5 protein-coding genes and 1 pseudogene are annotated in these 8,399 nt (G+C 39.1%); 2 read left to right on the forward strand and 4 right to left on the reverse strand.

The genetic code is table 11. The features are described from left to right. Window positions 1-19 precede the first annotated feature (19 nt). Window positions 20-2,437 (reverse strand): hypothetical protein, encoded by a 2,418-nt coding sequence (locus AXW61_RS04035; protein ID WP_062032578.1) that lies wholly within the window; start codon window positions 2,435-2,437, stop codon window positions 20-22. A gap of 231 nt (window positions 2,438-2,668) precedes the next feature. Between AXW61_RS04035 and AXW61_RS04040 the strand changes: the two genes are divergently transcribed. Then, window positions 2,669-4,492, forward strand: coding sequence for an acyl-CoA dehydrogenase C-terminal domain-containing protein (locus tag AXW61_RS04040; protein WP_062032583.1), 1,824 nt, complete (start codon window positions 2,669-2,671; stop codon window positions 4,490-4,492). A gap of 122 nt (window positions 4,493-4,614) precedes the next feature. Here the strand turns inward: AXW61_RS04040 and AXW61_RS04045 are convergent, their stop codons facing one another. The 3 genes from AXW61_RS04045 to AXW61_RS04055 all read right to left on the reverse strand — a co-directional run bounded on the left by AXW61_RS04045 (window position 4,615) and on the right by AXW61_RS04055 (window position 6,862). Further along, entirely contained in the window at window positions 4,615-5,217 is a 603-nt protein-coding gene (locus tag AXW61_RS04045; RefSeq protein ID WP_062032585.1) for a hypothetical protein, read from the reverse strand. Window positions 5,218-5,303: 86 nt separating this feature from the next. Continuing rightward, window positions 5,304-6,491, reverse strand: coding sequence for a CsgG/HfaB family protein (locus AXW61_RS04050; RefSeq protein ID WP_062032589.1), 1,188 nt, complete (start codon window positions 6,489-6,491; stop codon window positions 5,304-5,306). After that, window positions 6,485-6,862, reverse strand: a complete 378-nt coding sequence (locus AXW61_RS04055; protein WP_062032604.1) for a hypothetical protein — start codon at window positions 6,860-6,862, stop codon at window positions 6,485-6,487. Before AXW61_RS04055 ends, AXW61_RS04050 begins: the two co-directional genes overlap by 7 nt. A 1,058-nt stretch (window positions 6,863-7,920) precedes the next feature. Between AXW61_RS04055 and AXW61_RS04060 the strand changes: the two are divergent. Further along, window positions 7,921-8,268 (forward strand): annotated as a pseudogene (locus tag AXW61_RS04060) (acyl-CoA dehydrogenase C-terminal domain-containing protein); the annotation flags it as partial. Window positions 8,269-8,399 lie beyond the last annotated feature (131 nt).

The raw sequence follows: 8,399 nt of genomic DNA on the forward strand, positions 1-8,399 counted from the left end.
CAGAGGTTCTTTTTTCAGATTAGTTCATGTGTTTCTGTACGGCTTTATAGGTCTCGTAATAGGTCGAATCGCTAAAGAAGTCGTCATGTTCAAGCTTCAAACCTTGCAACGATTTTTCTGTCAATTGACCTTTTAAGTCATCTGCAAATGCTTTAGCAAAGACTTGTGCAGACTGAGTCAAATATGCGCTCTGCTCTTGGTCAATCTCATAGGTATCGGTAAATTTTTCTTGATAGACCTGAGCAAAGACCGCTTGCTTGGTTTTGTATTTCTTCGCCAAATCCTTCCAATGCTGATTTTCTTGTACATTTTCCAACGCATCATTAACAATATTGGCGATACTTTCACCCAGCTCATCAAAGTCTTGTTTGTGTTGTAAAGCATGTTTTTGACGTAACTGAGTCAGACGTTTAAGTGCTGCACCCTTCGGCTCTGCAACATCCATGAACTCATAGGCATACACTTCTGAAATTTCATTGATGGTCGCTGAGCTATAGTAACGAATATACTCTGGACGCTGTGCGGCAAACATCAAAGCAAATACCGCTTGGTAGGCTTTGACTTCAGAATGATGACGTGCATAACTTTGCTGCGCTGCCTGCTGGTAATAATCTGAAATAGCCTTAGGTAATTCTGTTGTGCTTGATGATGCGCTCTCTACACTTGATGAATCTGCACCTAACGGGCCCAGCATGCCTTTCACTACATTTTCCAGCAATGAACCTTTAGACACTTCCTCAATCGATTTGGCATTTCTTAAAGCTTGACGGTCAATGGCGGTCGCACTGCCATAATTAAACACCTGATTGGTGCTCTTAATTTGCAGCTTACCAATTTGCTCATCGCTAATCACAATGTTGTAATCCATGTTTTGCGCACGACCTTTTTGGTCCAGTCCAACATCCATCACAAACGGTGAACGCTCACTACCCAGCTGTGCCATGATTGGTGTAATTTCAGCCTGATGTTTTTGCCAAAGTTGTTTAAAGCTTTGTGCGTCTACCAGTTGCTCTGTTTGATACGCACTAAAGAGTGGTTTCAGCTCTTCCAAAACATTGGTCGCTGCTTGTCCAAAAGTCTCTTCATCTACAGATTCATTGGTTATTTTAGGTGCAAGTACATCAATATCTTGATAATCACGGCATGTGGTCACTTTACCAATAGGAATGTTCTTGCTGTTGATGAGCGCATCGCAAGCTTCTTCAGATAGCGTATTTGGTGCTGCAGAAGCAGACACTTCAGTTGCTGTCTCATCAGCATCTTCTGTCGCGGCCTGCGCATAAGCCACATCTGCTGCTGCATCAACCGTAGCATCGGCAGCGGCATCTACAACAATGTCTTGTTCATCGCTCTGCCCATAACCACTCAAGTTCTGCATTTTTTGGTTCACCAAATGACTGACACGTTCGAGTGAATCATAGGCCGGGTCTTCACTTGCGCTACTTGCAGCAATCTCTGCTTCTTTCGCTGCCTGCATTGCATCTTCCGCGGCGCTTGGTGTTTTTGCAGCATCCTCAATCAGACTCTCAGCATCAAAAGCTTGTATCTGCTGGGTATAGTGCAGTTTATTGACGTATTCAAATAAGCCCAATTGTACTTGTGCTGTTTCTAAGTCACCCATATAGCGAATTTTCTTGCTTAGCCCTGCTTCTTTTTCTGACTTGCTTAAATCAACACTATGCACCTGATTTGGCTCTGCCAAAGCATATGGCAGTGCATTCATCTGCTTCAAATATTCAGCAAATTTTTTAAAATCGATATTACTGAATGCTTCTTTATGCTTAGAAAAGTCAATGTAGGCAAAGCGATCCTGACTTTCACGATTCACCATAAACGGCATAAAGGCAAAGTAGTTGGTGTAAAATTTATAATCATTAAAATCAACCACCATCGGCAACTGTACTTGCACTTGTAGGGTTGGTTTTTGATAACTTAACTGCAAAGTCAATGCTGCCAATTTTTGACGGAAATGCACAGAACCTTGATAACTAAACTGTAAGTCATTGAGTAAATTTACCAAAGACTCTGCGATTTGAACCTTAGCAGAACGTGATTCTCCACTGCCATACAACGATGCATACGGATTTTGTTCACGCGCAAGTGCATCATATAAGGCTTGTTTTTCTTTGGTGGTAAAGGAAATCTTTTGATTTTTTAATAACTGATCTAATTGTTTTTTCAGCTCTGGATCTAAATTCGTCCCATTTGACTGAGCATTGGACTTGGAATTTGGCTTGGACTCATTAAAATTAAAGTCAGATTGAATAGAGAACTGACCTTTAAAATCATAGCTGGCATTTTCAAACATGGCATTAAGACCATGCGTGGCTTGTTGCCCGAGCTGCTGATCTGAAGAGGCATTGGATTTAATGACATGCTGAGTACACCCACTGATACTCAAACCCAATAAACAAAGTGTTATATATTTTAAGCGCATAATACTTGCTGAAAACCTGAGTTAATTATAGTTTATTAAAAAAGTACATGATCAAAAGACCACCGAGTCAGTGTAACAGAACTGTCTTTTTAGATTGATGATTTTATCTACCAATTCGCCTTTCTGACATTTTCTCAAGTCGGATCTATCAATGTATTTTGATACGATGTATGAATAATGAAATGATCGATTTAAATAATCCAATACTATTTCTAAATTAGGATTACACACATGCCTGCATATAAAGCTCCCTTACATGATATTCGCTTCTTAATGAATGAAGTGCTGGATTATCCTGCACATTATCAAACCCTATCGAATGGTGAAGCTGCCGACGCTGATACGGTAGATATGATCTTAGAAGGCGCAGCAGATTTTTGTGAAAATATTTTATCTCCTTTAAACCAATCGGGCGATGAAGAAGGTTGTACCTTCGACAATGGTGAAGTGAAAACACCAAAAGGCTTCAAAGAAGCTTACGACCAGTTTGTCCAAGGTGGCTGGCAAGGTTTGTCTTTTCCTGAAGAATTTGGCGGTCAGAATCTGCCACAATCTTTAAATCTGATTAAATCGGAAATGATGGGCACAGCAAACTGGTCTTTCCAAATGTACCCAGGTTTAAGCATCGGCTGTATGAATACCATTTTACAGTTTGGTACAGACGAACAGAAAAATCTGTATATGCCGAACTTAGTGGCAGGTACATGGTCTGGTACCATGTGTTTAACTGAACCTCAGTGTGGCACCGACTTAGGTCAAGTAAAGACCAAAGCTGAATTAAATGCCGATGGCACTTATAACATCTCAGGCACTAAAATCTTCATCTCTGCAGGTGAACAAGATTTAACTGAGAATATCATTCACATCGTACTTGCTCGTCTTCCAGATGCACCTGCAGGTACCAAAGGAATTTCACTGTTCATTGTGCCTAAATTCTTGGTCAATGCAGACAGTAGCCTTGGTGAACGTAACCCTGTGACCTGTGGTTCAATTGAACATAAGATGGGGATTCGTGCTTCTGCAACCGCAGTACTGAACTTTGACAATGCTATCGGTTACTTGATTGGTGAGCCAAACAAAGGTTTACATGCCATGTTCACCTTCATGAACACCGCACGTATCGGTACAGCAATTCAAGGTATTGCTCATGCTGAGCTTTCTTTCCAAGGTGCACTTCCATATGCCAAAGAACGTATGTCGATGCGTGCACTTTCTGGCAAGAAAGACCCTGAAAAAGTGGCGGATGCTATTATTCATCACGCTGACGTTCGCCGTATGCTGCTAACACAAAAAGCGATTGCTGAAGGCGGTCGCTCAATGATTTATTATGCAGCGCAAATTGCCGATAAAATGGCCGATGCGCTTGAGCGTGGCGATACTGCTGCATTTGAAGCACATGATGATCACTTAGGTTTCTATACCCCAATTTTAAAAGGCTTCTTAACTGAATTGGGCTTGGAAGCGGCAAACCACGGTATGCAAGTCTATGGCGGGCATGGCTACATTAAAGAATGGGGCATGGAGCAAATTGCACGTGATGCACGTATTGCGACATTGTATGAAGGCACAACAGGTGTTCAAGCACTGGACTTGATTGGTCGTAAAGTACTTCTGACCTCTAAAGGTAAAGTCATTCGTGATTACACTGCTGAAATTCTGAAATTCTGTGGCCAACATGCTCGCAACAAATACATGCGCCGTTTTGCTTGGGACTTAACTAAGCTTTGCGCGCAATGGAATGCTTTAACTGTTCGTATTATGCTGGCCGCTCGTAAAGACCGTGACATCGTGTCATCTGCATCTGTCGATTTCTTGATGTTCTCGGGCTATGTAATGATGGCTTACTTCTGGGCTCAACAAGCGGCTGTAGCTTCTGCTAAATTGGCATCAGGTGAAGGTCAAGAAACACCTGAATTCTACAAAGCAAAAATTAAAGTAGCTGACTTCTATTTCGAACGTTTATTGCCACGTACCCAAGGTCATGCCGAAGCAATGGTCAATCCTTCAAAAACCATGACGTCATTGGCTGCTGAACACTTTAGCTTTGATTACTAAGCTAAAGAACTGAATGCATCATCCTATTCATGTACCTTATAAAATAGGATGACAATCATCACAAATAAAAAATCTAACTATCGGCAGATAGTTAGATTTTTTGTCTAAGTTGTTGGATGATTTTACTTTACAGTGACAGTAATACTGCCTGTGTTCGCTGCACCAATCGCTGAGGTTTTGATGCTGTCAATTGTGTTTTTAAAGCCTTTAGTATTCACAGAAGCATCAACGGAACCTGAGTTAAATGCTAGATTTGCAGCAGCATAATTACTCAAAGTACTATTCAACTCTTGATAGTATTCAGTATCAACAGATCCACTAACAGCAGCTTCAACACCTGAATCTAGTTGTTGATGATAATGACCGCCCACATCTTTCCAAGCATTCAAAGAAGCTTCAAACTCTCCACTAAATGCTCCAGAACTCACTTGATACACATTACCTTGTTCAAGCGTGATATTACCTGTGTTCACGGCACCAATTGCGGAGGTTTCAATATCTCCTAAATTATTGATTCCACCAGCAGTATTTACGGTTGCATCGATACTGTTGGTATTAATTGCAAGATTCAAGGCACTTCCATTTGTTGCATTTTGAGCTAGTAAATCTAGAGTGTCTTGTAAACCTGTATTCACCTGTACATGATGTCCTCCCCCAGCCAGCGCAGCACTTGATAGGAAAGCTACAGATACAGATAAGGCGATTGTTTTGATAGTATTATTCATAATTATTTCCTTATTCACTCTAAAGTACTCCTCGCTAAGTACTCATTTTTTTATGTAATAGGAGCGAGCCTATTCTTGAAATTCGGTTAATCACGATTGCTTGTTGACCAATAATTTTCAGTAACCGCTGGATTTGCATTCCAAAGCAATTGTGGTGGTTCATCTGTTTTCTTATCTTCTTTCTCTACAGGCTGTGATGGTACGGCCTGCTTTTTACTAATATATTTAATCAGATCTTGTTTACTCATCTCCGGTTCCGCATCAGGATCTTTGATTAAATCCGATTCCCGCTGTTTTGGAGGTCGTGTATCTTTACTCGGTGTATCCGTTGATTTATTTTTTTCATTCAGAGGTGCACTGCTTTTTGAATGAGTATCAAGCAACGCTTTGTCTATCTCTGAACCTGCACTATAGTTTTGCTGTTGGTTTTCTTTATATTTGTGGAGTGCAACTGAACTGCGGGTTAAATTCAGCGTTCCAAATTCAGGTGGAATGGCTGCACGGCAACTTTCAAATGTATTGGGTGGAATCACTTGGCTTAACAATTCAAAGGTCGCCAAATTGAGCATCTGACGTAATGCAAAATTGGTTGCTTCACGTTCACCCTTGCCTACTTGAATATTCAGTAAGGTATGCCCTGCAAATCGACCCGCATTAATACCATAATCTTGCGAAACGATTTGCTTTTGTAATGAGACGTTTGCGACTACTCTACTGCTACGGGTATCAGTGAGAGATAAATCGAGCCCAACCATAATTCGGGTTTGACTATAGGTTGGCCCAACACCGCCTATTTGCATATCAAAACCACCACCTGGAATAAAATCTAAACTATTGATACTGCCAGTGACGTAGTAATCTGAAGCATGAATATTTCTCGGATCACGAATCCCCCACTTCGCCTCACTTTCAATAATGCGGGGATCACGACGGTTTAATAAACTCACACCTGCTTGGAACAATGCCGATTGCACCATATCCCCTGCACCTTGGGTGACCATTTTGCCGCTGCCTCCGTTAGTGACCACATCTTTACCCGTTTGGTCTAAGATCGCGCCTACAGAGAAATTAACATCATTACGTAACTGTCCTTTTAGACAAGACAGAGCCATATCAAAAGGGGTAAAAATATCTGTAATTGGGGGACCTTGTACTAAGGTGACAGGCTTCTTGTTAGACAACGCTAATCCCGTACAACCTGTCACAACTTGGCTTAGCACAAGCGCAACACTCACCGAAGATACTACTCTTCTATTTACTTGAAAATTCAGCATAGTGAGGCTCCCGGTTGGGTGCTCAAATTAGGACAGGCTTGATTATTTTGATTGGTTGTTGAAGTAACATCTGCCTCATTCACAGCATCACTAGAAATATCGACGGTGTTGTCTCCACCATTAACATTAACGTTACTTGTAGATGAGTTGACCGTACCAATGGAGCTAGTCGATGTACTGTAAATTGTGGTTTTTCCCAGCCCGTCATAATAGTCTGAATCCATGAGCTCAATTAAATTGGCCTGAACTAAATGTTCTGTTGAACGGTTCGCAGAAGGTTTCCAGCGTGTACTCCATTCATCCGACGTTGCATAGGAATTACTTAAAAAACACAGAAAACATAATCCTATATTAATTGCTGCTATTCTCATGACTTTAACCATCCCTATTAACCCATATTATTTCCACACTCTCGGTTTAATAAAATTTAATTTTTATTTAATCTAAAAACATTAAATCACATAAAAAAATTTAATAAACCACCAAGAAAAAACAAATGACTCAACAGAAAAACAAACTAAAAGTATCTTATTGTTTTATTTTTTATTGACTGAAACTTGGTATACACTTTTAATTGTAAAAAAATATTTCAATCAACAAAATCCCCCCAATAAGAAGTGTTAAAACAATTCATTAAAATAAATTATAAAAAACACACCTCCACATAAATTTATTTCTTCAACTCAATCCTATAAATTTAATATTCAAACCTTTTACCTTGAAGATGATAATGCTAAATGAATAGTTTAAATTTTAATTTTTTTAGGAAATATGCTGATTTTTAAAATTTTTATGGTTGAAGGACTCATAGGCTATTGGGTATCAAACTTCTACATCAAATAGCCTTATATCAGCTTAAACAAGGCTACCAGATGGAATTGGCAAGTTAGGAATCACTTGAAGTCATGGGCTTCACCACTGCACATACGTAAGTTCAGTATTCATTGTATTTAGGTCTGAAAAAGTAGCTTGTACTTTAAGCTTATGTTTTTTCTTAGTGCTATAACTTTCCCTCAACTTTTCAGCTTTATTAAGTAGAAACATCGATAGTATAAAATCCATCTATATAATTTTCATAATTATTAGGTATGTGAAATTTAAAAAATTTTAAAAGATCAACTCAATAATAAAATTTTCTACTTAAACCATAGCCACCGAAAACACCCCCCCTATTAAGAAAAAATAAGAACAATTGTAATTATAAAACACCAAAATAAATTAACAAAATCCCATATAACCATTTTTTTGTATCATCATTTATATCATTAACTTACATCAGAAAAAACAACTAAAAACCTCTTAAATAAATTAAAAAAAACCCATAAATTAAAAATATTTTTATATTTATTTAAAAACTCACATAGATATATAAAAATTAAACTTTAATTTAGAGAAAAATATGCACATAACAACTATATGTAGTTTTTGTTGGGACTTAACCAAAGTATGCGCACAGTGGAATGCCTTAACTGTTCGCATTATGCTGGCAGCACGTAAAGACCGTGACGTGGTATCTTCAGCTTCTGTCGATTTCTTAATGTTCTCTGGCTATGTGATGATGGCGTATTTCTGGGCACAACAAGCGGCTGTGGCTTCAGAAAAACTGGCTTCTGGTGATGGCAAAGAATCTGCTGAATTCTATAAAGCGAAAATTAAAGTCGCTGACTTCTACTTCGAACGTTTATTACCGCGCACTCAAGGTCATGCTGAAGCAATGGTCAATCCTTCAAAAACTATGACGTCATTAGCTGCTGAACACTTTAGCTTTGATTACTAATTAACAGTATTAGACCGATAAAAAGAGCGCCTAGGCGCCACTGCTGTCCCATAGTTTGCTTTAAATAAAAAAACCTGAGTCCTAACAGTTAAAATATGAGTGCAAACAAACACTTTAACGACCAGGATTCA

The organism is Acinetobacter sp. BMW17, from assembly GCF_001592855.1.
In the GTDB taxonomy this organism is placed as follows: Bacteria; Pseudomonadota; Gammaproteobacteria; order Pseudomonadales; family Moraxellaceae; genus Acinetobacter; species Acinetobacter johnsonii.

What these genes read in the sequence shown, in the direction of transcription:
- AXW61_RS04035 (WP_062032578.1), bottom strand. Translation starts at nt 2,437, where the DNA reads ATGCGCTTAAAATATATAACACTTTGTTTATTGGGTTTGAGTATCAGT.
- AXW61_RS04040 (WP_062032583.1), top strand. Translation starts at nt 2,669, where the DNA reads ATGCCTGCATATAAAGCTCCCTTACATGATATTCGCTTCTTAATGAAT.
- AXW61_RS04045 (WP_062032585.1), bottom strand. Translation starts at nt 5,217, where the DNA reads ATGAATAATACTATCAAAACAATCGCCTTATCTGTATCTGTAGCTTTC.
- AXW61_RS04050 (WP_062032589.1), bottom strand. Translation starts at nt 6,491, where the DNA reads ATGCTGAATTTTCAAGTAAATAGAAGAGTAGTATCTTCGGTGAGTGTT.
- AXW61_RS04055 (WP_062032604.1), bottom strand. Translation starts at nt 6,862, where the DNA reads ATGAGAATAGCAGCAATTAATATAGGATTATGTTTTCTGTGTTTTTTA.